Origin of the sequence: Pseudomonas sp. SMV7, assembly GCF_052041995.1 — a bacterium.
GTDB lineage: Bacteria > Pseudomonadota > Gammaproteobacteria > Pseudomonadales > Pseudomonadaceae > Aquipseudomonas.
On record NZ_JBKGGT010000001.1, the window covers coordinates 46,961 to 68,461 of the forward strand.

Annotated in this window: 18 protein-coding genes; 9 read left to right on the forward strand and 9 right to left on the reverse strand. The window is 64.9% G+C overall.

The annotated features are described in order from the left end of the window. The first annotated feature begins 43 nt into the window (after positions 1–43). The 5 genes from ACLEJP_RS00215 to ACLEJP_RS00235 all read left to right on the forward strand — a co-directional run bounded on the left by ACLEJP_RS00215 (position 44) and on the right by ACLEJP_RS00235 (position 5,436). Positions 44–2,344, forward strand: coding sequence for a fatty acid cis/trans isomerase (locus ACLEJP_RS00215; protein WP_440803449.1), 2,301 nt, complete (start codon positions 44–46; stop codon positions 2,342–2,344). A gap of 109 nt (positions 2,345–2,453) precedes the next feature. Then, on the forward strand, positions 2,454–3,488 hold the full coding sequence (locus tag ACLEJP_RS00220; protein ID WP_440803451.1) for an acyltransferase family protein: 1,035 nt from the start codon (positions 2,454–2,456) through the stop codon (positions 3,486–3,488). 58 nt (positions 3,489–3,546) lie between these two features. After that, the gene (gene nfuA, locus ACLEJP_RS00225; protein WP_003250416.1) at positions 3,547–4,131 is read left to right on the forward strand and encodes a Fe-S biogenesis protein NfuA; all 585 of its coding nucleotides are present in this window, start codon (positions 3,547–3,549) and stop codon (positions 4,129–4,131) included. A gap of 213 nt (positions 4,132–4,344) precedes the next feature. Continuing rightward, positions 4,345–4,953, forward strand: coding sequence for an SCO family protein (locus ACLEJP_RS00230; protein ID WP_225777214.1), 609 nt, complete (start codon positions 4,345–4,347; stop codon positions 4,951–4,953). Next, complete coding sequence (locus ACLEJP_RS00235) at positions 4,954–5,436, forward strand: copper chaperone PCu(A)C (RefSeq protein WP_440803454.1); 483 nt, start codon at positions 4,954–4,956, stop codon at positions 5,434–5,436. A gap of 39 nt (positions 5,437–5,475) precedes the next feature. On the opposite strand, the gene ACLEJP_RS00240 is transcribed toward ACLEJP_RS00235, so the two are convergent. From ACLEJP_RS00240 to ACLEJP_RS00275, 8 genes are all read right to left on the reverse strand, one after another. After that, positions 5,476–5,703 (reverse strand): hypothetical protein, encoded by a 228-nt coding sequence (locus ACLEJP_RS00240; RefSeq protein WP_225777216.1) that lies wholly within the window; start codon positions 5,701–5,703, stop codon positions 5,476–5,478. Positions 5,704–5,775: 72 nt separating this feature from the next. Then, positions 5,776–6,609, reverse strand: coding sequence for an AraC family ligand binding domain-containing protein (locus tag ACLEJP_RS00245; protein ID WP_440803457.1), 834 nt, complete (start codon positions 6,607–6,609; stop codon positions 5,776–5,778). Next, entirely contained in the window at positions 6,606–6,920 is a 315-nt protein-coding gene (locus ACLEJP_RS00250) for an AzlD domain-containing protein (protein ID WP_440803460.1), read from the reverse strand. The genes ACLEJP_RS00245 and ACLEJP_RS00250 overlap by 4 nt, the downstream gene beginning before the upstream one ends. Then, positions 6,917–7,609 carry an AzlC family ABC transporter permease gene (locus tag ACLEJP_RS00255; RefSeq protein ID WP_440803462.1) on the reverse strand — a complete coding sequence of 231 codons (693 nt, stop codon included), beginning with the start codon at positions 7,607–7,609 and terminating at the stop codon, positions 6,917–6,919. The genes ACLEJP_RS00250 and ACLEJP_RS00255 overlap by 4 nt, the downstream gene beginning before the upstream one ends. 100 nt (positions 7,610–7,709) lie before the next feature. Continuing rightward, a complete protein-coding gene (locus tag ACLEJP_RS00260; protein ID WP_440803464.1) occupies positions 7,710–8,405 on the reverse strand; it encodes a sel1 repeat family protein in 696 nt (231 codons plus the stop codon). A gap of 137 nt (positions 8,406–8,542) precedes the next feature. Continuing rightward, complete coding sequence (locus ACLEJP_RS00265) at positions 8,543–9,628, reverse strand: hypothetical protein (RefSeq protein WP_440803467.1); 1,086 nt, start codon at positions 9,626–9,628, stop codon at positions 8,543–8,545. A gap of 37 nt (positions 9,629–9,665) precedes the next feature. Beyond that, positions 9,666–10,292 carry a LysE family translocator gene (locus ACLEJP_RS00270; RefSeq protein WP_225777222.1) on the reverse strand — a complete coding sequence of 209 codons (627 nt, stop codon included), beginning with the start codon at positions 10,290–10,292 and terminating at the stop codon, positions 9,666–9,668. 2 nt (positions 10,293–10,294) lie between these two features. Continuing rightward, positions 10,295–11,083: a YqcI/YcgG family protein gene (locus ACLEJP_RS00275; RefSeq protein WP_440803471.1), complete on the reverse strand. Its 789-nt coding sequence runs from the start codon at positions 11,081–11,083 to the stop codon at positions 10,295–10,297. Between the two features lie 159 nt (positions 11,084–11,242). On the opposite strand from ACLEJP_RS00275, the gene ACLEJP_RS00280 reads away from it, so the two are divergent. After that, the gene (locus ACLEJP_RS00280; protein ID WP_440803473.1) at positions 11,243–12,163 is read left to right on the forward strand and encodes a LysR substrate-binding domain-containing protein; all 921 of its coding nucleotides are present in this window, start codon (positions 11,243–11,245) and stop codon (positions 12,161–12,163) included. Here the strand turns inward: ACLEJP_RS00280 and ACLEJP_RS00285 are convergent. Further along, positions 12,144–13,040, reverse strand: a complete 897-nt coding sequence (locus ACLEJP_RS00285) for a LysR family transcriptional regulator (RefSeq protein WP_440803476.1) — start codon at positions 13,038–13,040, stop codon at positions 12,144–12,146. The genes ACLEJP_RS00280 and ACLEJP_RS00285 overlap by 20 nt on opposite strands. A 118-nt stretch (positions 13,041–13,158) precedes the next feature. Between ACLEJP_RS00285 and ACLEJP_RS00290 the strand changes: the two genes are divergently transcribed. The 3 genes from ACLEJP_RS00290 (at position 13,159) to ACLEJP_RS00300 (ending at position 21,455) form a co-directional block, all read left to right on the forward strand. Further along, complete coding sequence (locus tag ACLEJP_RS00290; protein ID WP_440803478.1) at positions 13,159–14,349, forward strand: MFS transporter; 1,191 nt, start codon at positions 13,159–13,161, stop codon at positions 14,347–14,349. Between the two features lie 127 nt (positions 14,350–14,476). Continuing rightward, positions 14,477–16,837: a DNA polymerase II gene (locus ACLEJP_RS00295; RefSeq protein ID WP_440803481.1), complete on the forward strand. Its 2,361-nt coding sequence runs from the start codon at positions 14,477–14,479 to the stop codon at positions 16,835–16,837. A gap of 88 nt (positions 16,838–16,925) precedes the next feature. Next, positions 16,926–21,455, forward strand: coding sequence for an NEL-type E3 ubiquitin ligase domain-containing protein (locus ACLEJP_RS00300; RefSeq protein WP_440803483.1), 4,530 nt, complete (start codon positions 16,926–16,928; stop codon positions 21,453–21,455). Positions 21,456–21,501: the final 46 nt, after the last annotated feature.

Genomic DNA, 21,501 nt, shown 5'->3' on the forward strand with positions numbered 1-21,501 from the left:
CAGGCAAAAACGTGATGGTTTCAATTCCCAGGACTTTCCGCACATGGTGCATCGTATTCTTGCCGCCGCTGTCGCGCTGTTCATCAGTAGCGTGGCGTTCGCGCAAGCCCCACAGTCGAGCCCGGCTATCTCTTATACCCGGGACATCCAACCGATCTTCACCGAGAAATGCGTGGCCTGCCACGCCTGCAACGATGCCGCCTGCCAGCTGAAGCTGGAAAGCCCCGAGGGCGCCGTGCGCGGTGCGACCAAGGTCCCGGTCTACCAGGGCGAGCGCAGCAGGGCGGTGCCCACCACGCGGTTGTTCTACGACGCCCACAGCGAGGGCGAGTGGCGCAAGAAAGGCTTCTATTCGGTGCTCGACAGCCAGGGCAGCCAGGCCGCGTTGATGGCACGCATGCTGGAGCTGGGGCACAAGACCCCGCTTACGCCCAACGCCAAGCTGCCTGAAGAGATCGTCCTGGGCCTGAACCGCAACAATATGTGCCCCTTGCCCGAGGAGTTCGACGCTTATGCCGGCGCCCACCCCAAGGAGGGCATGCCGCTGGCGGTGACCGGCCTGACCGACCAGGAATACGCCACCCTGCGCCGCTGGCTGGCTGCCGGTGCGCCGGTCGAATACCAGCCAGTCAAGCCAAGCGCGATCGAAGCCACGCAGATCGCCGAATGGGAAGAACTGCTCAACCGCCCCGGCTCCACCGAGGCGCTGGTCGGCCGCTGGCTGTACGAGCACCTGTTCCTGGCCCACATCTACTTCGCCGGAGGCGAGCAGGGCCACTTCTTCCAGTGGGTGCGCTCGCGCACGCCGAGTGGGCAGCCGGTCGACCTGATCGCCACGCGCCGCCCCAACGACCCGCCGGGCACCGACTTCTATTACCGCCTGATTCCGGTGCAGGGCGTGATCGTGCACAAGACCCACATCACCTACCCGATGGGGCCGCAGAAGCTCAAGCGGGTCAAGCAACTGTTCTACGCCGGCGACTGGCATGCCGCTGCCTTGCCAGGCTACGGCCCGCGCCACCGGGCCAACCCGTTCGAGACCTTCGAGGCGATTCCGGCGGTGGCGCGCTACCAGTTCATGCTGGATAACGCCGAGTACTTCGTGCGCACCTTCATCCGCGGCCCGGTGTGCCGTGGGCAGATCGCCACCGATGTGATCCGCGACAACTTCTGGGCGTTGTTCCAGGAGCCGGCCCATGACCGCTACATCACCGATGCCCAGTACCGCGGCGAGGCCACGCCGCTGCTGGCCATGCCTGGGCAGATCGATGACGTGGGCAGTGTGCTGAGCCTGTGGCACGCCTACCGCGACAAGCGCAACGAGTACGAGAAACTGCGCCGCGAAGCCTACGCCGATATGCCGGCGCCGGGCTGGGCCACCCTGTGGGCCGGTAACGACAACGCGCTGCTGAGCATCTTCCGCCACTTCGACAGCGCCGCGGTGACCAAGGGCCTGGTCGGCGACGTGCCACTGACCGTGTGGCTGTTCGATTACCCGCTGTTCGAACGTACCTATTACCAGTTGGCGGTCAACTTCGACGTGTTCGGCAACGTCTCGCACCAGTTGCAGACGCGCCTGTACTTCGACCTGATCCGCAACGGTGCCGAAATCAACTTCCTGCGCCTGATGCCCGCCGACCAGCGCAAGGCGATCCTCGGCGACTGGTACCAGAACAGCGGCAAGGTGAAGATGTGGATGGACTACGAGGACATCGACACCGACACCCCAACAGGCATCAAGCTCGACCCGCGCGACCCCAAGCGCGACTTTGGCCTGAAGCTGTTGCAGCGCACCGGCAGCCTGAATGCCGCGCCGGACCCGATCAACCGCTGCCAGGGTGCGTACTGCTCTCGGCCGCAGATGAGTGAAGAGTTCCGCAATGTCGAACAGTCGCTCAGCCGCCTGGTGTCGCGCCCGGCTGCCGGGTTGAAGGTGATCAACCAGCTGCCCGAGGCGACCCTGCTGCGCATCGAAGGGCAGGGTGGCCAGCGTCAGGTGTACAGCCTGCTGCGCAACCGCGCGCACAGCAACGTGGCTTTCCTGCTGGGTGAGGCGTACCGCTACCAGCCGGGCCTGGACACGCTGACCCTGTACCCGGGCGTGCTCAGCAGCTACCCCAACTTCATCTTCAACATCCCGGCCGGCGATGTGCCGGAGTTCGTCGAGGACATGGAGTACGCCAGGGATGATGCTGCGCGCTTCGAGCGTATCGTCATGCGCTGGGGTGTGCGCCGCAGCCACCCCGAGTTCTGGCGCTACTTCCATGACCTGAACAGCTTCATCAAGGAGACCGAGCCGGTCGAGGCGGGGGTGCTGGACATGAACCGCTACGAGAACCTCTGATCGGGCGGGCTGACCTTTGCGCATACCCTGCGGTCGGAAATGCTGGGTGGTCCGGGGGCTGCTGTGCAGCTCGCCGGGCCTCAATGCACCGGCAATTGCAGGGTATTCCATGCTGTATTCGCTTCAGGCACTGCGGGCGTTCGCCGCCTGGGTGGTGGTCTGCCACCATTTCATGCAGATCTTCTTCGACTTCCATGCCACCGGCCCCATTGGCCAACTGCTCACCGACCGTGGCGCTGTTGGCGTCGACATCTTCTTCGTCATCAGCGGGCTGGTCATTTACCTGTCGACCCGTGACAAAGCCATCGAACCGCGCCAGTTCCTGCTCAACCGGGTGTTGCGCATCGTCCCGGCCTATTGGTTCTACACGGCGCTGATGGCCACGCTGCTGCTCGCTTTCAGTCAATGGATGCCGCACCAGGCGTTCACCTGGCAGCACTTGTGGCTGTCGCTGTTGTTCATCCCGGCGGAAAACCCTGGCGGCTACGGCTTGTACCCGACCCTGAACGTGGGCTGGACGCTGAACTTCGAAATGTTCTTCTACTTGCTGTTCGGCCTGGCCTTCCTGGTGCGCCAGCGCCATCACCAACTGCTGGCTACCGCTGCGCTGCTGCTGGCCAGTGAAGTGCTGGGGCGGCTGGGCGTGCTCAGCCGTTTCTACAACAACCCGATCATCTATGAGTTCCTGCTCGGCATCGGCCTGGGCGTGCTGCACCGCAGCGGGCTGATTCGCCATGCCCGCGGGTTGCCGTTGCTGTTGCTGGTGCTGGCGAGTCTGGCCATCTATTACCTGGACGCTTCCCGGCGGCTGCTCAACTGGGGCGTGCCGAGCGCAATGATCGTGCTGGCCTTCGTCGCCCTGGAGCCGCAGTTCCGTGGCAACCGGCTGCTCAAGGCCCTGGGCGATTGTTCGTATTCGGTGTACCTGGTTCATGTGCTGGTGCTGTACGCCGGCTGGTTCGCCAGCCAGCGCCTGCAACTGAACCCGTACCTGGTATTCGCTCTGTGCGTGCCGTCCATTGGACTAATGTCGTGGTGCAGCTACCGCTGGCTGGAGCGCGGCCTGTACCGGCGCATGCAGGCCTGGTTGGCGGCGCCACGGGAGCCAGCCCCTGAATATGCGCTTTCCCGAGTCAAATACTAGGACTTTGTTCGAAGGCCGGGTTGGCGTACACTTGGCCGCAAGTCTGTGAGGAACCTACATGAGCGCTATAACCATTACCGACGCCGCCCATGACTACCTGGCCGATCTGCTTTCCAAGCAGAATACGCCTGGCATCGGCATTCGCATTTTCATCACCCAGCCAGGCACCCAGTACGCCGAAACCTGTATCGCCTACTGCAAGCCGGGCGAAGAGAAGCCTGACGACACCGCCGTGGGCCTGAAGAGCTTCACCGCTTACCTGGATGCCGTCAGCGTGCCGTTCCTGGAAGACGCGCTGGTCGACTACGCCACCGACCGCATGGGCGGCCAGCTGACCATCAAGGCGCCGAACGCCAAGGTGCCGATGGTCAACGAAGACAGCCCGATCAACGAGCGCATCAATTACTACCTGCAGACCGAGATCAACCCCGGCCTGGCCAGCCACGGCGGCCAGGTGAGCCTGGTGGACGTGGTCGACGACGGCATCGCCGTGCTGCAGTTCGGCGGTGGTTGCCAAGGTTGTGGCCAGGCAGACGTAACCCTCAAGGAAGGCATCGAGCGTACGCTGCTGGAGCGCATACCCGAGCTGAAGGGCGTGCGCGACGTGACAGACCACAGCCAGAAAGAGAACGCCTACTACTGATGCGGGAAGGGCTGCTTCCCCAAGGCCGCGCTCCTAGCAACAAAGTGTTACTGTTTCAACCCCTGCGACAACAGGCCGCAGCCCGGATTCAAAGGGCTGCAGCCTGTCCTTGCCTTCGTCGGGTAGAACCCCTCGGGGTGTCGTGCCAGAATGCCCCGGCTTTTTGTCCGGCCCGTCCCGAGGGCCGGCACCTTCCCTGTAAAGGATGGTTTCATGAATGATCTATATACCCGGCGCGCAGTTGTCGCCGGGATGGGCGTTCTCGGGCTTGGCCTGCTGGCAGGCTGCAGCCCGGCCCGGGGGCTCGAGTTCAAGTACGGCAAGAACATGAGCAACGAGATTCTTGGGCGCAAGTTCAGCCTCAAGGACACCCAGGGCAACGTGCGCACCCTGTCGAGTTTCTACGGCAGCATGCCGATGATCTTCTTCGGTTTTACCCAGTGCCCGGCGGTCTGCCCGACCACGCTGGCGCGCGCCGCACAGATTCGCAAGCTGCTCAAAGGCCGCGACCGCGACCTGTTCCAGGTGGTGCTGATCACCCTGGACCCGGAGCGCGACACCCCGGAAGTGCTCGATGCCTACGTCAAGGCGTTCGACCCGTCGTTCACCGCGCTCACCGGCACCCCCGAAGAGATTGCCGCAGTAGCCAAGGAATTCAAGGTGTTCTACGAGAAGGTCCCGGCCGGGGATACCTATACCGTCTCGCACTCGTCCACCAGCTATGTCTACGATACGCGCGGCACGTTACGCCTGAGCCTGGGCCATGCCCTGACCGCCCAGGAATGCGCCGAAGACCTGGTTACCCTGATGGAGATCTGCTGAATGTCGATGCAACCGATCAAGCGCGGCCTGGCCGCCCTGGCCCTGATGGGCCTGGCCTTGCCAGCCCTGGCCGAGACCACCGTGAGCGATGCCTGGGTGCGTGCCAGTGTGCCGCACCAGCAGTCCACCGGGGCCTTCATGACCCTGACCGCCAGCAGCGACAGCAAGTTGGTGGGCGTGGCGTCCCAGGTGGCCAAGACCGTCCAGGTGCACGAGATGACCATGAACGGCGACGTGATGGGCATGCGTGAGGTGAAAACCGTCGAGTTGCCAGCTGGCAAGGCCGTGACGCTGGATCCGAATGGCCTGCACGTGATGCTGATGGGGCTGAGCAGTCAGGTGAAGGAGGGTGACAAAGTGCCGCTGACCCTGACCATCGAAGATGCCAAGGGTGCCAGGGAAACCGTCGACGTGCAGGCTGAGGTGCGAGCGCTCACCGCCGAGGCGGGCAGCGGGCATGAGCACATGCACATGAACCACTGACAGATGTGCAACCGGGCCGCTTTGCGGCCCTGTTCATTTTCAGCTGCGAAACTTCGGCAGTGGCCGGTCGAGCGTCAGTGAGGTCAGGGTCTTGCGCACCTTGGCCTCGTCAGCCTCCAGGGCCTTCAGGCTCGCGCGGATCTTGCCGGCGGCGGGCACATCGCCCTGCCGGTCGATCCAGTCGGCAATTTCCTTGCAGGCGCTGCTCAGGCAGGCTTGGCGCTGGTTCATCAGCGACAGCAGGGTGGTGAGCTCTCTTTCGGACATGGCAGGATCCTCCGTTCAGCTCTGTCAGTGTAGCAGTGGCTGGCGGGAATACCTGTGGCCGGCTGTCGCAGCTCAGGCCTGCAGGCAGGCGCTGCGGTAGGCCCCCGGGGTCACCCCATAGGCCTGCTTGAACTGCCGGCTCAGATGACTTTGATCGGCGTAACCCAGGTCAAATGCCACCTCCGAGGCTGCCCAGCCACGCTTGAGCATTTCCCGTGCCCGGGCCAGGCGGCGCTGCTTCAGCCAGGCATGGGGCGGCAGCCCGGTGGCCTGGCGAAACACCCGGGCGAAATGGAACGGTGACAGGTTGACCGCCGCCGCCAGCGCTTCCAGCGATGGCGGGTCGGCCAGCTGGCTTTCCAGCAGTTCGCGCGCGCGGGCCACCGCCAGCGGTTCCTGGCCGGGGGCCGCAGGTTCGGCGCATTGCCCGTGGCGCTGCACCAGGGCCAGCACCGCCTGGCGCCAGGCGGTCTGTTGCTGCAGGGCACTGGCGCCGGCTTCGGACAGCTGGTGCAACTGGCTGAAGGCGCTGGCCAGGGCCGGGTCATGGATCACGCTGTCCTTGAAACGGGGCATGCCGTGGCGGCCCAGTTCCAGCTCCTCGAGCACTCCGGTTACCCGCTCGTGCTCCGGGTAGAAGCCACGGTAGCGCCAGCCCGCTTCGTGGGCGGTGGCCCCGGTGTGCAACTCGTCAGGGTTGATCAGCACCATGCTGCCGACCGGCGCCAGGTGCTCGCTACCGCGGTGCCAGAAGCGCTGGGCACCCGACTCGATCACAGTGAACACGTAGCCTTCATGCACATGTGGGGCGAAGCGCTGCTGGAAATAGCGTGCATGCAGCATTTCGACGTCGCCCAGAGCCGGCGCCTGCCAGAGGTGTGTCTGCTCGCGCAGGGGCGTGCTCATGCCAGCCAGCTGCGCAGGGCGTAGAAGATCAACATGCTCACCAGCATGCTCAGCAGCACGCTGCGGGTCAACAGCACCAGGGCGATGGCCACCAGCGAACCCAGCAGGTAGGGGTTGAGCAGGCTCAGGTCGAGCTGGTGCCCGGGCATGAAGATGATCGGGGCGCAGATCGCGGTGAGCATGCCCGGAACGGCAAAGCCGAGGAACTGCCGGGCGTTTGAGCTCAGGCGCAACGGCAGGCGTGGCTCCAGGAATGCATAGCGGTTGAGGAACACAATGGCGCCCATGGCGAAAATCAGGATCCAGGTCATGAGCGGGCTCCGCTGAATTTCTGGCAGATGAAACCGGCACTCATGCCCAGCAGGCCTGCCGCCACCAGGGCGGTTTCCCATTGCCAGTGGCTGAACAGTACCGAGCAGAACAGCGACACTGCCACGCATACCACCGTGGCCAGGTTGCGCACCAGCGGTGCGATCAGCGCGACGAAGGTGGCGACGATGGAGAAGTCCAGGCCGAGCTGGTCCAGGTGGGGAATGTTCTGCCCCAACAGGATGCCTGCCAGGGTAAACAGGTTCCAGGCGATGTAGAACGTCAGCCCCACGCCAAGGGCATACCAGCGGTTGAACTGTTGCTGGTCGTATTGGCTGGTGAGGGCAAAGAACTCGTCGGTCAGGAGGAAGCCCAGGCCCAGCCGCCAGCGCAATGGCTGGTTGGACAGCAGCGGGCGCATCGACAGGCCATACAGCAGGTGCTGTGAGGTCAGCAGCAGGGTGGTCAGCAGGATCGACGCCAGGTTGGCGCCGCCCTTGAGCATACCGATGGCGACCAGTTGCGCGGCCCCGGCGAAGACAATGGCCGATAGCCCTTGCCCTTCCCAGGCGCTGAGGTTGGCTTCGATGGCCATGGAACCGGCCAGCAGGCCCCAGGGGGCGACGGCCAGCGACAGCGGCAGGCTGGCGATGGCACCGTGGAGGTAAGCTTGGCGTGCAATGTGGGGCATGATGGCTGCAGTGCATGTACAAGGTAGGCCAGCATGCCAGAAGGCGCGCGGGAATGGCTTGAACGATCTTGCTGGTCGACGCGGTTCCTGCAGAAGGCGCTCAGGGATGGCTGGTCAGGTGCTGTTGCGCCGTTACGCAGCCATTTATCTCGACGGCCTTTTGCAGCAGGCTCTGGCGCTGTTGCGGGTCGAGGTCGCCGAGCAGGCGGTACACCTCGGCCTGGTAGTCGCGCTGACGCCCCCACTGCATTTCCAGCCCCTGCGGCCTGTTGCGGTTGCAGGCCAGGCGCGTGGCCGGCTGCGGGTAGTAGGCGGCATACACCGTGGCCATGTTGGGGATGGCTTCCAGCGCAGCACGGTAATCGTCGCTGACGTTGTAAGGGGGGCACCAGGTGGCAATGGCCGGCGCCGGTGCGGCAAAGCCCTGCTTGAGGCTGGCTTCGAGCAATGGGCAGGCGGCATCCGGAATCTGTGCCGCAGGCAGGTAGGTCATGTAGTACAGCGCCAGGCGGTACTGTGCGACCGGGTGGCCAAGCTCCACGGATTTCTTCAACAAGGCAACCGCCGTGGGCAGGGTATGGGCCATGGCCTGGCCCTGGCGGCTGAGTTCCGGGTCGCCGCTCACGGCCGTACGCAGCGTACTGGCGCTGTCATCCTGGCTGTCAGCCTGCTCCAGCAATGGCAGGGCCTGGCGGTAGAGCAGGTCGGCATGCGGGTCGATACGCACCTCGTGGGCATGCGCGGCCAGAGGCATCAGGGCGATCAATAGTGAGGGCAAGCGAAGCATGCGGCTCACAGGCAGACTCCACGCGGTGCCAGGTACTGATGGACGGCTTCGATGTTCATGGCGGTCAAGCGGGCGCCTCGGGCAGGTCGGAACGACGGCCTATTCTAGCCACCCGAGGGCCTCGCCGGAAGACCACCTGCCGACTCTCAGACGAGCTTGACTGGCGAGGCCTTGCGCTGGGCGTGTTTTTCCTGGGCCAGGCCAAGCTTGGCGGTAATCACCTTGGCCAGCGCATTGTTGCCCAGGTCGTTCAGGTGCAGGCGGTCGATGAACAGGTCGGCGCCGAACACCGGCGAGCTGCTGAGCATGCTGTTCATGTCGTAGCAGGGGACCGGGTCGGCCTGGCGCTTGATGCGGCGGAAGAAGGCCGAATGCAACTGGCTGTCGAAGGCGCCGTCCAGCAGCCGGTCGAAATTTGCCGGTCGCCGCTCCAGCGTGTCCAGCATGGCTTGCTCGCCAGCCGGCAGGCTATCCCGGCACCAGGGCAGCAGCGGCTGCAGGATGAAGGTGAGGGTGGCGTGGCTGTCAGCCAGCAAGCGGTCCCACTGGCGCAAGGTTCGGCCGATATGGTCGGCGGCACGCGCCATGCGTTTTTCCGGAGACGACAATGGCCAGGTGGCTGGCGTTTCGACCTGAGTGGGCGCGCCCAGTGCCTGGCTGATGCGCCGCCACAGTGATGGCCGGTGGGGCGGTGCGGCAGGCTGCAGGCCTTCGCTGAAACTGTTGAGAAAACTCTGGTAGGCCTTGGCGTGTTGCGGGTCGTGCTGGTTGCCGAGGACTTCGCTGAGGGCTTCGTGGGCCAGGCTGTTGACGCCACTCAGCACCACCACATGCCCGATCTGGCCAAGGCGGTGCTGGTGGGTGAGGAACATCAGCAGTTCCTGGCTGGCGTTGAGCCCGCAGCCGGCCAGGCTCAGCCAGACTTCGCCGGTGAGCATCGACAGGTGCGAAGCCACGGTATGTTCATCGGAGCTGGCGCCGATGCCCAGGGCGGTGGAACCACCTACCAGCAGGTTGATGCGGGCCGCACTGCCGCGCTCGGCCGCCGAGAAGCGCTTGCCGGCGCAATGGCTATAACGCAGGCCCAGGGCATCGGTGTTGATGGTACCGGAGCGGTAGCCGGTTTCATGCACATGCACGGTGTGCGGGGCACGCCGGCTGCCCAGCAGGAGAAAGCGCTGGTAGTCCTGTTGCAACGGTGAAGGCGCCCGGTTCGGGTCTGTCGCGGTCATGGGTTCTCCTTCTGTTGCAACGGGCGCCTGCACGGTGTCAGGCTGCCAGTTCCCTGAGGTTGTACAGCAGGCCGCCAGCCGCGATCAGCAGCAGGGCGACGCCCGAGGCCAGGCTGATCATGCGGTTGCTGCGCTGCGAGGCGATCTTGCCGATGGCGAAGATGTACAGGCTGAGCACGGCGAAGTCGATGACCACCCACAGCAGCGACAGCACCACCATGCTCTTGCCGAACGACTCGGTGATCTGGATGAACTGGGGGAAGAAGGCGATGAAGAAGATGATGTCCTTCGGGTTGGAAATGCCCACCATGAAGCCCTGCAGCAGCCCGCCGCGGCCGGGCTTGGCGGGTTCAGCCGGGGCCTCGGATGCAGGCGCCGCCAGTGCTTCCCTGAGCGTGCCCACGGCAATGTAGCCAATGAACAGGCAACCCAGCAGGCTCATGGCGCTCAGCCAGGTCTTGTCGATGGCCGCGCTGGTGAGGATGATCCAGGCGGCCGCGCCGATCAGCACCAGTGACGCCCAGTTGGTACCGACGGCGGTGAAAATGGCTTTGCGCGAGCCGGAGGCGGCTGCGGTGTTGACGATCAAGGCCACCACCGGGCCGGGGGTGGCGATCAGCAGCAGTACGGTAAGGGCGTAGGTAGCGGTGAGTGCGGTATTCACGGTCAGGTCTCGATCAGTAGGTCGGGTGTGGCCGGGTGTGCGGCATGGGCATGGAACGGGCAGCGGGAAGGGTTGAGCGACCCTGCCTCCTGCAGTTGGTACTGCTTCCACTCGTAATTGTCGGCATCGCCAAAGAAGCCAAGGGTGTCGGGCATGACACCGTCGTTGTAGTGGCGCACGCGTTCGCGAATGCGTTCGCGGATTCGCTGGCCACTTTCGGTATTGGCGTTGGCCACTTCGTCGAAATTGGCCCGAGGGTTGATGACGAAGGTGATGTGCGGCCCCAGGTTGCGGCTTTTCATCTGCTGGTGGCCGGGAAAGTTCATGTTGATGAACAGCGGCATGCCGGCATAGCAGAACGACCAGCCATTGTCTTCGGGGTCGCTCGGGATGCCTTGCGGCCAAGGGTGCGGATCGCGCGCATGCACGCCACGCAGCACCTTCCAGGCCAGCGCCTGCTGCTCGGCCAGGGTATGGTCGGTAGCGGTTTCGAGGAATACCACCAGCGGGCTGCCGATACGTTGCTTGGCAGGGATCGGGGTGATCATGCGCACGTAGTCGGCCAGGCCCTGGGCGATGTCGTCGGCCAGTTGCCCGGAGCGGGCGAAGAGTATGTGACAGGTAGCGCCGTTCACCGCCTTGCGGCCGAACAGGCATGGGAATTCGGGGTTGGCAAGGACAGTGCGAAAATGTTCTATGGTTTGGTAAGTCCAGTGTTGCGTGTACCGGACATGTTCAGCGGCCAGCTCCAGCGCGTCCAGGCGATAGCAAGTTCCATAACCCGTAAACATGATTTCCCCAGGCGATAATTAGATGAACTTTCCAGTCATATGCAGGCAGGATCTTGGTTATCTTTATTATTTACCTGCATTTTCCGAGACGATCCGGGCGTTGTAAAACGCGTGGAACTATGACCTACTATTAGTCTCATTCATGCTCGGGGCGTCGCCATGTCGGAACGGATTCAGGCCTTGCACGCGTTGCGTGCCTTCGAGGTGGCCTCTCGCTATGGCTCATTTACCCGTGCCGCGGAAGAACTGGCCCTGACTCAAGGGGCCGTCAGCCATCACATCAAGACGCTCGAAGCCATGTTCGGTTGTGACCTGTTCGAGCGGCGCGGGCCGAAACTGGCCCTGACCGAGCATGGCCGCCTGCTGGCGCAAGAGCTCAAGGTGGGTTTCAAGATCATCGAGAATGCCTGCGCGCTGCTGCGCCAGGACCGCTACGGGCTGCGCCTGAAAGCCCCGTCCACGCTCACCGTGCGCTGGCTGCTACGGGCGCTGGATGCGTTCAAGAAGATCGAGGACAACTGCAGCGTGCAACTGTCCAGCGTGTGGATGGACATCGATAGCGTGGACTTCTATTCCGAGCCCTACGACTGCGCGATCCTGCTGGCCAACGGGCGTTTTCCCGCCGATATCGAGAGTTTCAAGCTGTTCGACGAGTGGCTGATTCCGGTGTGCCACCCCGACTACATGACCCAGGCGCAACCGGACCTGGCCGACCTGGCCCAGTGCGAGTTCCTGCACCCGTCGCCCGACCGGCGTGACTGGCGGCGCTGGCTGGCACGCATGGACGCGCTGCACATCAGCATCGACCACGGGCAAGTGTTCGATACCCTTGACCAAGGCATCTCTGCTGCCCAGCAAGGCCTGGGTATTTCGGTGGTAGACCTGGTGCTGGCCAGCGCCGACCTGGCGGCGGGGCGCCTGGTCACGCCGTTCAAGCACGCGGTGGCCACTGGCGACGGCTATTACATGACCTGGCTCAAGGCCAGCCCCAAGGCGCGGCAGATGCACAAATTGCGCGAGTTCCTGCTCGGCCAGGTGCCGGCGCTGGCCTGCAAGGACATCAACTACCTGTACGGTTGAAGACGCGGTCGAGCATGAAGTCGATGAATACCCGCAGTTTCGGTGGCATCTGTCGCCCGGACGGCCAAAGCAGGTAGAAGCTGCCGCGCCGCTCCATGAAATTGTCCAGTAGGCTGACCAGCGCACCGCTGGCCAGTTCACGGCGGACGGTAAAGTCCGGCAGGCAGGTGATGCCGCGGTGGTTCACGGCAAAGCAGACGCGCGTCTCGACATGGTTGCAGACCATCGAGATGGGAATGTCATAGCCCTGCTCGGGGTGCTCCTGGCGCAGTGGCCAGGTTTCCAGCTTGCCATTGCTGGGGAAGCGGTAGTGCAGGCAGGTATGCGTCGCCAGGTCGCGCGGGTGCAGGGGCGTACCGCGTTCGCGCAGGTATTCCGGGGAAGCCACCAGGCAGTGCTGGAAGTGCCCCAGGAACTTGGCGTTGAGCCGTGAATCGCCCGGTTGCCCGCCACGCATCACCACATCGAAGCCTTCGCCGACGATGTCCACCATGCGGTCGGAAAAGTCCAGGTCCAGCTCCACCTCCGGGTACTGTGCCATGAACTCGGCCAGCGCCGGCATCACCAGCCCGGTGACCTGCGGCATGCTTACCCGCAGGCGACCGCGCGGGGTCTCGCTGGCCTGGGACAGTTCCTGCTCGGTGGCCTCGATTTCGGCCAGGATGCGCCGGCTGCGCGCGAGGAACAGCGCGCCTTCGGCGGTGAGGGTGATGCTGCGCGTGCTGCGGTGGAACAGGCGCACGCCCAGGCGGCCTTCCAGGCGCGCCACACGTTTGCCCACGGCCGAGGCACTGATGCCCAGCGACTGGCCGGCAGCGACGAAGCTGCGGGTTTCGGCCACCCGGTTGAAGACCACGAAGCCGCTGAGGCTGTCCATGCTGTATCTCTGATTGCGGACACTGGTGTCCTGGGTGAACGGCATTGTAGCCGTCTTTTTCCGCAATGGCCTTGGCTTGCAGACTGTCCGCCTGGTTTTCCTACACAAGGCATCTGCAATGTCCCAGACATCCTCCGCACCGCTGCTGGCCGCCGGCAATGAACGTTTACCGCTCAGCGGGTTGCTGGCGCTGGCCATGACCGGCTTCATTGCCATCCTCAGCGAAACCTTGCCGGCCGGCCTGCTCGACCAGATCGCCGACGGCATGCACATCAGCCAGGCCATGGCCGGGCAATGGGTCACGGCGTATGCCCTGGGTTCGCTGTTGACGGCCATCCCGCTGGTGGCCCTGACCCAGGGCTGGTATCGCCGCCGCGCCCTGTTGCTGGCGATCGGCGGTTTCGTGCTGTTCAACGGGCTGACAGCCGTGTCGTCGTCCAACACCCTGACCCTGGTCCTGCGCTTTTTCACCGGCGCAGCGGCCGGGCTGGCCTGGGGGCTGATTGCCGGCCATGCCCGGCGCATGGTACCGGTGGCGCTGCAGGGCCGGGCCATGGCGGTGGCGATGCTCGGCCAGCCGATTGCCTTGTCGCTCGGGCTGCCGATCGCCACCTGGCTGGGGGCGGGGCTGGGGTGGCGGGCGACCTTCGTGGTAGTTAGCGTGGTGGCGCTGGTACTGATGGCCTGGGTGCTGCGGTCGGTGCCGGATTACCCAGGGCACGTCGTCGGCAAGCGTCCGGCTGCCCTGCAGGTGCTGCGCACGCCGGGGGTGCTGGTTGTGCTGCTGGTGATCCTCGGCTGGATCCTGGGCCATAACATTCTCTACACCTATATCGTGCCGTTGCTGGCAGCCGCCGGCATGGCCGCCGACATTGGCCCGGTGCTGATGGTGTTTGGCCTGGCAGCCCTGGCCGGGATCGGCGTGGTGGGGGTGCTGGTGGACCGGCACCTGCGCACGCTGGTGTTGCTGAGCCTGGCCGGCTTTGCCCTGGCCACGCTGGTGTTGGGGCAGGCGTCGGCGTGGCTGATGTACCTGGGCATCGCCTTGTGGGGCGTGACCTACGGTGGCGCGCCGACCCTGCTGCAGACTGCCTGTGCAGATGCGGCAGGCGAGGGTGGCGATGTGGCGCAGTCGATGCTGGTGACGGTGTGGAACAGCGCCATTGCCCTGGGCGGGATCATTGGCGGGTTGTTGTTGAGCGGGGCAGGGGTGGAGTGGTTCGGCGGGGTGGTGCTGGGGCTGGTCGGGGTTGCCTGGCTGTTGGCCTGGGTTGGGCGGCGTCATGGCTTCGTGATCGGCGCTCGCTAGACGCTGTTCGCCGGTCCGCCTGTTACCCGTGGGGCGGCGCCCCTGATCCCATAAAAATGCGCGGCGCCGCTGCGCCAGAGGTAGAATCGCCACGATCAGCCCAACAAACGATGCAGAGGTCGACGCGGTGGAGTTGCAGCAGGGCTTTGTCCTGACCCGACATTGGCATGACACGCCCGAAGGCACCTGTGTGGAGTTCTGGCTGGCCACCGACCAGGGGCCGCGGCTGTTGCGCCTGGCGCCGCAGGTGTCGGTGGCGTTCGTTCCCCAGGCCCAGGAAGCGCATGCCCGGGTATTGCTGGGCAACGAACCCGGCGTGGAGCTGCGGGCGTTGCAGCTGAAGGACTTCGACCAGCGCCCGGTGCTGGGCCTGTACTGCCGCCAGCACCGGCAGTTGATGCAACTGGAGCAACGCCTGCGCGCGGCCGGTATCGAGGTGTTCGAAGCTGATATCCGCCCGCCCGAGCGCTACCTGATGGAGCGCTTCATCACCGCCCCGGTGCAGTTCACCGGCCAGGCTGACGCCGAGGGCATATGGTGCGATGCCCAGCTCAAGCCGTTTCCGGCTTATCGCCCGCCACTGCGCCTGGTGTCGCTGGACATCGAAACCAGCGAGCGTGGCGAGCTGTACAGCATTGCGCTGGAAGGTTGCGGGCAGCGCCAGGTGTACATGCTCGGCCCGGCGAACGGCGTAGCCGATGACCTCGATTTTGTCCTGCACTATTGTGCCGACCGCGCCGCGCTCCTGACCTGCCTCAACCAGTGGTTCGCCGCGCATGACCCCGACGCGATCATCGGCTGGAACCTGGTCCAGTTCGACCTGCGCCTGTTGCATGAACACGCCAGACTGCTGCAGGTGCCGCTGGTACTGGGGCGCAATGGCGCGCCGTTGACCTTGCGCAGCCACGCCAGTGGCGGCCACGTGTTCGCCGATGCCCCGGGCCGGCTGCTGATCGACGGTATCGAGGCACTGCGCTCGGCAACCTGGAGCTTCCCGTCGTTCAGCCTGGAAAGTGTTGCCCAGACGTTGCTCGGCGAAGGCAAGGCCATCGACACGCCGTACCAGCGCATGGATGAAATCAACCGCCGCTTCGCCGAGGACAAACCGGCCCTGGCGCGTTACAACCTCAAGGATTGCGAACTGGTCACGCGCATCTTCGCCCATACCCGCCTGCTCGATTTCCTCCTCGAGCGTGCGTCGGTCACCGGCCTTGCCGTGGACCGCAGCGGCGGTTCGGTGGCGGCGTTCGGTCATTTGTACATTCCGCAGATGCACCGCCTGGGCTTCGTCGCCCCCAACCTCGGCAGCCGCCCCGAGGAAGCCAGCCCTGGTGGTTTCGTCATGGATTCGCGCCCGGGCCTGTACGACTCGGTGCTGGTGCTCGACTACAAGAGCCTGTACCCGTCGATCATTCGTACCTTCCTGATCGACCCGGTCGGGCTGGTCGAGGGTTTGCGCCTGCCTGACGACGAGCATTCGGTGGAAGGTTTCCGGGGGGCGCGTTTTTCGCGCAGCCAGCATTGCCTGCCGGCCATCGTCGAGCGGGTATGGCAGGGCCGGGAAGCGGCCAAGCGCGAGGGCAACGCGCCGCTGTCACAAGCATTGAAAATCATCATGAATGCGTTCTACGGCGTGCTCGGCTCCAGCGGTTGCCGGTTCTTCGACCCGCGCCTGGCCTCGTCGATCACTCTGCGCGGCCACCAGATCATGCGCCAGACCCGGGCATTGATCGAAGCCCAGGGGTATGAGGTGATCTACGGCGATACCGACTCCACCTTCGTCTGGCTGAAAGGGCCGCATGAGGACCAGGCCGCGGCCCGCATCGGCCGTGAGCTGGTGGGCCTGGTCAACCAGTGGTGGCGCGAACACCTGCGCGAGCAGATGCACCTGGAAAGCGCGCTGGAACTGCAGTACGAAGTGCATTACCGGCGTTTCCTGATGCCCACCATCCGCGGCGCCGACGAAGGCAGCAAGAAGCGTTATGCAGGCCTGGTGCAGCGCGCCGATGGCAGCGAAGAAATGGTCTACAAGGGCCTGGAGTCGGTGCGCACCGACTGGTCGCCGCTGGCCCGGCAGTTCCAGCAGGAGCTGTACGGACGAATATTCCGTGGCGAGCCATTTCGCGACTACCTGCGCCAGTACGTGCAACGGACCCTGGCTGGCGAACTCGACAGCCTGCTGGTGTACCGCAAGCGCCTGCGCAGGCCGCTGGCCGATTACCAGCGCAACGTGCCGCCGCATGTGCGGGCCGCACGCCTGGCCGATGACTATAACCGCCGCCTGGGCCGCCCGCTGCAATACCAGCGCGGTGGCTGGATCAGCTATGTCATGACCACTGCCGGCCCGGAACCGCTGGAGAACCTGCAAGCGCCGGTCGACTATGAGCATTATCTGTCACGCCAGCTGCAACCGGTGGCCGACGCCATCCTGCCGTTCGTGGGAGAAGGCTTCGGAGCCCTTGTGGATCAGCAATTGCCGCTGTTCTGAGCCGGGGTGGCAGCCAGGTATTAAATATCTAGGCGCCGGCTTGGCTGTCAGCTGCTTAGGCTGGGGTCTTCATTCAATGGAGACACGCATGATGCCTGGCAGCCCCGAGCAACCGCTTTACCCACCCATGACCGCAGAGCAGGCCTTCCAGGACGCAATCATTGCGGAGCGCTTGCCGGGCTGGCTGGGTTCGGCCACCCCGGCGCAAGTGCAGGCGCTGTCGCAGGCCATGACCCTGAGCCTGTACTTCCGCCAGCGCGTCAGTGCAGTGCTGGGGCAGATCCAGGGCATCGACCGGTTTGCCAGGCCCTTGCTGCAAGCGGGGTTGAACCTGCCCGCGACGATCGACCTCGGGACCCTGCAGTTTCGCCAGGGCCGCCGTGAGCCGGTGATCAACTATCAGCCGGTGGGCAGCCACCTGACCACGGTGGTCTATGAACAGGTCCCCCTGCTTGAAGCCGCATTGCGCAATTTCACGGCTGACCAGGCAGAGGAAGGTGGGCAACCCATCGGCAATGGCTTGTTGGGGGCGGCAGAGGGGCACACATTGCCAACTGCGCGGGATTTCGCGGCGCTGTGTCGCAGCCTCGACCTGGGTGGGCAGTATCAGGCTCACCTGAGGTCGATCCTGCAGGCACCTGCAAGCGATGACGCGACGCCAAAGGTAGAGTCGCTGATTGCCCGGGCGCAGCGCTATGCGATGCTGGTCGATGCGCATGTCGCCTGGATCAGCGGCCACGTCAGCGAAGCGGATCACCAGCTGCTGGTGGACTTCTGCGGGTTGTACACGTCCTTGCAGCTTGACGGGCGACCGGTGCAGGCCAAGCGTCTGAAACTGCTGGGTACCTGGCTTGAACAGGTCGTCGTGCTCGACGTGCGCGATGAAACCTTCAGTCCGCTTTACAGCAGCACGGCGCGGGTTCTGGTGCATGTTCCGGGGGACCCGCAGGGCGCCTGGCGGGCATTCCCTGACTTGCGTCATTTCGCCAACGCCTTGGGCAAGCGCTTGCGAACCCCGCAGTACCAGCGCTTTTTCAGCCGTTTCGTTCGCCGGCGCGACAGCCAGACGTTCTTCGCTGCGGTGATTGCCGGCTACCAGGGTGTTTCCGACCTTGCCAACATCAGCCTCGAGGAACACATGCAAGCCCTCCCTCAGCCAGTGTTCGAGGCCTTGGCCCGGGCGCGCATCGAACAGTTGATGGATGACGCTGCGATGATCGCGGTGCCGACCCGACACGTCGATGCCGAGCAACAGAAGGCTCATGACCAGCGCTTGGCCGCCGAAGGCTGGGCCCTGCTCAACCTGGCGGCATTGTTCGTACCGGTGATCGGTGTCGGCCTGCTGGCGGTGACTGCTTGGGAACTGCTGGGAGAGGTGTTCCATGGCATCGAGGCCTGGCACGAGGGCGATACCAGCGAAGCGCTGGACCACGTGCTGAATGTTGCCGGCGACGTGGCGGTGATGGCCGTGACGGTGGCGGGTGCCAGCGCCGTGCGCAGTGTGTGGAACAGATCGGCACTGGTCGACAGCCTGGTCCCGGTGCGCCTCGAGGATGGCACCAGGCGCTTGTGGCGGCCGGCCCTCGCACCGTTCCGTAGCGTGCTGCCGGCGCAGGCGAGCGCAGGCGACAGCGAGTGTATCCAGCGACTCGGCGAGCAGGCCTGGGTGGAAATGGACGGCCATCACTACGCGGTCGTCGCGGACCGGCTACCGGGGCAGTGGCGCCTGCGGGCACAGGCCGGCCATGCACCGCGCCTGCAGCACAACGGCGCCGGTGCCTGGCGGTTGTGGTGCGAACAGCCCGCGCAGTGGGACGGCCAAGGTTATCTGCTGCGCCGCCTGGGGGGCGAATTTGCCAGGCTCGATGACGAGGAGGTGGAGCTGTTCATGGCGACCCATGCCCTCGACAGTGCACAACTTCGCGGCCTGCATGTGCATGGCCATGCCCCCGGGGCAGGCATGCGCGACAGCGCCATGCGCTTCAACCTTGACCGGCGCATCCGCCAGGTGGTGAGCCGACTGCGCGGTGGTGCGCAGGTCATCGATGCTGCCGTGCTGGAACATGCCCGCAGGCTGCCGGGCGCGGCGGGGCTCACTGACCAGGCGCTGGCCGAACTAGCCTGGGCACAGCGACGGGCGTTGTTCGAGCGCGTGTATGTCGCGGAACAGGGCAGCCAAGGGCAGGATGTCGCGACCTTGCGCCGGTTGTTCCCGGGGCTGCATGACCGGCAGGCCGCCGCCTTGCTGCGTGATGCGCGGCCGGCTGACCGGCAACGGCTGCTCGACACCGGGCGGGTGTCGCTGAACCTCGCCGCCGCTGCCCGGGAAGCCGCACTGGAAGCACGGGTGGTACGGGTGTACGAGGGGCTTTTTCTGGACACGCCACAGGGGGCCGACCTGGCGAGGGCCGTGCTGGGCTTGAGCGAGCGTCTGCCAGGGCTGGCCAGCGGCGTTCGCTGGCGGTTGTTCGAAGGGGCGCTCGACGGGCCAATGCTGGCGGGCAGCGAGCAGTGCGAGGGATGTTTCGACCTGGTCCATCTGCATGGGCAGTTCCAGCTACACGGCACGCATGGCGTGGTCGGAGAGCCGGGTGAACTGTTTACGGTGATTGCAGCTGCGTACGATGAGAGCCAGCAGGCCGCATTGGGCGTGGGTGACCCCTTCGCCCACAACCTGCGGGTGCTGGTCGGGCGCCAGGCCCAGCAGCAGCGGGCGCTGATACGCCGTCTGTTGGGCCACGCCGAACCGGCCGGCTGGTTCCGGCCACCGCGGCGGCTGCCGGACGGGCGCGTTGGCTACCCGCTGAGCGGACGCGGCGATGGTGCCGGGCGGCGTACCAGGCCGCAGGGGGTGTTCGCCTCGTTGCGTGCCATCTACCCTTCGTATACCGACGCGCAGGTGCTCGCCTGGATCAACGATGCACAGCAGGCTGGACGCCGCCCCGAGGATGAACTGGCCAGCCTCACGCGTGAGCTGGAAACCCTGCAGACGCATCTGCACACCTGGGTACAGATGGGCACGAGTGCCTTGGAACGCGGAGAACGCGGCTATCTGCGCGATACCCTGGTCAATTGCTGGCAACGCAGCGCTGTGCGCGCGGCCGGGATGGAAGGCCGGCCATCGGGGTATCGCTTGAGCGTGTGGGCAGTGACCCTGCAAAGGTTGCCCGATTTGCCGGAACAGGTCAGCTTCGGCCACGTGCATGAGCTGTCGATGATGGGCGTGGGGCTACGCGAGGTCTCCCCCGGGTTCTTGCGTGCTTTCTCCCGCTTGCAGGTGCTGGAACTCTCCGGCAACGAGTTGACCCGGGTTCCGGCAGGCCTGCAGCACCTGGCGCATTTGCGCGAGCTGGACCTGTTCGGCAACAACATTGTGCTGGATGCCTCGCAGGCCATGACGCTTGCCAACTGCGATGCGCTGGAATACCTCAATCTCTCCTACAACCCGTTGGGCCGCACCTTCCCGCTGTACCGCCTCGACCGCCTTGCCCGGCTGCACTTGCGCAACACGGGCATCAGCGAATTCCCTCCGGCACTGTTGGACCGCCTGGAACTGGTAATCGCCGATCTGCGCGGCAACCAGATCACCGAATTGCCGCAGCGCTTCTATCGCTCACCGATCTGGGTCACCAGCACCGTTTTGCTCGAAGGTAACCCGCTGACTGCCGAAGCTGCCCAGCGGCTACAGGTGTTCAGGCAGGCGCATGCCATGCCCCTTGAACAGGAGGTGATCGCCCCGGCTGCATCGGTCCGCCTGCGTTGGCTGGATGCCGCCGATAGTGCCTTGCGGCCTGAACAGTCTGCCGTGTGGGACGAACTGGTGACTGAGCCAGGCGCCGCGGATTTCTTCAACCTGCTGCGCAGATTGCAGGAAACCGCGGATTTCGGTACGCATCGCCAGGCCTTGGCGAACCGGGTGTTCGACATGCTGATTGCCATGCGTGACTACAGTTCGTTGCGCGAAGAACTGTTCAGGCGCGCGAGCGATACACTCACGTGCCAGGACAGCGTCACGTTGTGCTTCAGCAACCTGGAACTGCATATGCTGGTCTGGCGCGCACGGGTGGATGCAGCGGGGGGGAACCAAGAGGCCGCATTGCTGCAACTGGGGCGGCGTTTGTGGCGTCTGGACGAGGTGGACCGCATTGCCCTCGAGGACATCCAGGCGAGGCGGGCCGATGGCGCGGACCCGGACGAAATCGAAGTGGGGCTTGCCTATCGTATTGGCCTGCGCGACAGCCTGGACTTGCCGGCGCAGCCGGGCGACATGCTGTTCGCCGAGGTTGGCGGGGTGACTGCGCAGCGCCTGGAACAGGTGCGCGCGCGGGTAGAGGAGGCCGAAACCACGGAGCACCTTGCCGCATCGCTGGTGGCCCGTGAATTCTGGGAAGAGCATTTGCTCAGGAACCATGCCGAGCGCCTGGAGGCGTTCAATGCGCCTTACCAGGAGCGCTCCAACCGGTTGATGGAGGCTGCCGACAGCATGCCGGAAGCCGAGTACATGGCCCAATACGCGACCTTGCAACGCGAGCGTGATGAAGCACGTCATGCACTGCTGCTGGCGCTTACCCGGGAGGCCCTGGAGGCCGGTCCAGAGTCGCGCTCGGCAGGGCAATGAGGCCCCCGTGGGCTATGCTCAGCTTCGGGCACTGGTGTTTCCCGGG

Excerpts from the sequence above, each read along its gene's own strand:
- ACLEJP_RS00215 (WP_440803449.1), top strand. The coding sequence starts at position 44 with ATGGTGCATCGTATTCTTGCCGCCGCTGTCGCGCTGTTCATCAGTAGC.
- ACLEJP_RS00220 (WP_440803451.1), top strand. The coding sequence starts at position 2,454 with ATGCTGTATTCGCTTCAGGCACTGCGGGCGTTCGCCGCCTGGGTGGTG.
- nfuA (WP_003250416.1), top strand. The coding sequence starts at position 3,547 with ATGAGCGCTATAACCATTACCGACGCCGCCCATGACTACCTGGCCGAT.
- ACLEJP_RS00230 (WP_225777214.1), top strand. The coding sequence starts at position 4,345 with ATGAATGATCTATATACCCGGCGCGCAGTTGTCGCCGGGATGGGCGTT.
- ACLEJP_RS00235 (WP_440803454.1), top strand. The coding sequence starts at position 4,954 with ATGTCGATGCAACCGATCAAGCGCGGCCTGGCCGCCCTGGCCCTGATG.
- ACLEJP_RS00240 (WP_225777216.1), bottom strand. The coding sequence starts at position 5,703 with ATGTCCGAAAGAGAGCTCACCACCCTGCTGTCGCTGATGAACCAGCGC.
- ACLEJP_RS00245 (WP_440803457.1), bottom strand. The coding sequence starts at position 6,609 with ATGAGCACGCCCCTGCGCGAGCAGACACACCTCTGGCAGGCGCCGGCT.
- ACLEJP_RS00250 (WP_440803460.1), bottom strand. The coding sequence starts at position 6,920 with ATGACCTGGATCCTGATTTTCGCCATGGGCGCCATTGTGTTCCTCAAC.
- ACLEJP_RS00255 (WP_440803462.1), bottom strand. The coding sequence starts at position 7,609 with ATGCCCCACATTGCACGCCAAGCTTACCTCCACGGTGCCATCGCCAGC.
- ACLEJP_RS00265 (WP_440803467.1), bottom strand. The coding sequence starts at position 9,628 with ATGACCGCGACAGACCCGAACCGGGCGCCTTCACCGTTGCAACAGGAC.
- ACLEJP_RS00275 (WP_440803471.1), bottom strand. The coding sequence starts at position 11,083 with ATGTTTACGGGTTATGGAACTTGCTATCGCCTGGACGCGCTGGAGCTG.
- ACLEJP_RS00280 (WP_440803473.1), top strand. The coding sequence starts at position 11,243 with ATGTCGGAACGGATTCAGGCCTTGCACGCGTTGCGTGCCTTCGAGGTG.
- ACLEJP_RS00285 (WP_440803476.1), bottom strand. The coding sequence starts at position 13,040 with ATGGACAGCCTCAGCGGCTTCGTGGTCTTCAACCGGGTGGCCGAAACC.
- ACLEJP_RS00290 (WP_440803478.1), top strand. The coding sequence starts at position 13,159 with ATGTCCCAGACATCCTCCGCACCGCTGCTGGCCGCCGGCAATGAACGT.
- ACLEJP_RS00300 (WP_440803483.1), top strand. The coding sequence starts at position 16,926 with ATGATGCCTGGCAGCCCCGAGCAACCGCTTTACCCACCCATGACCGCA.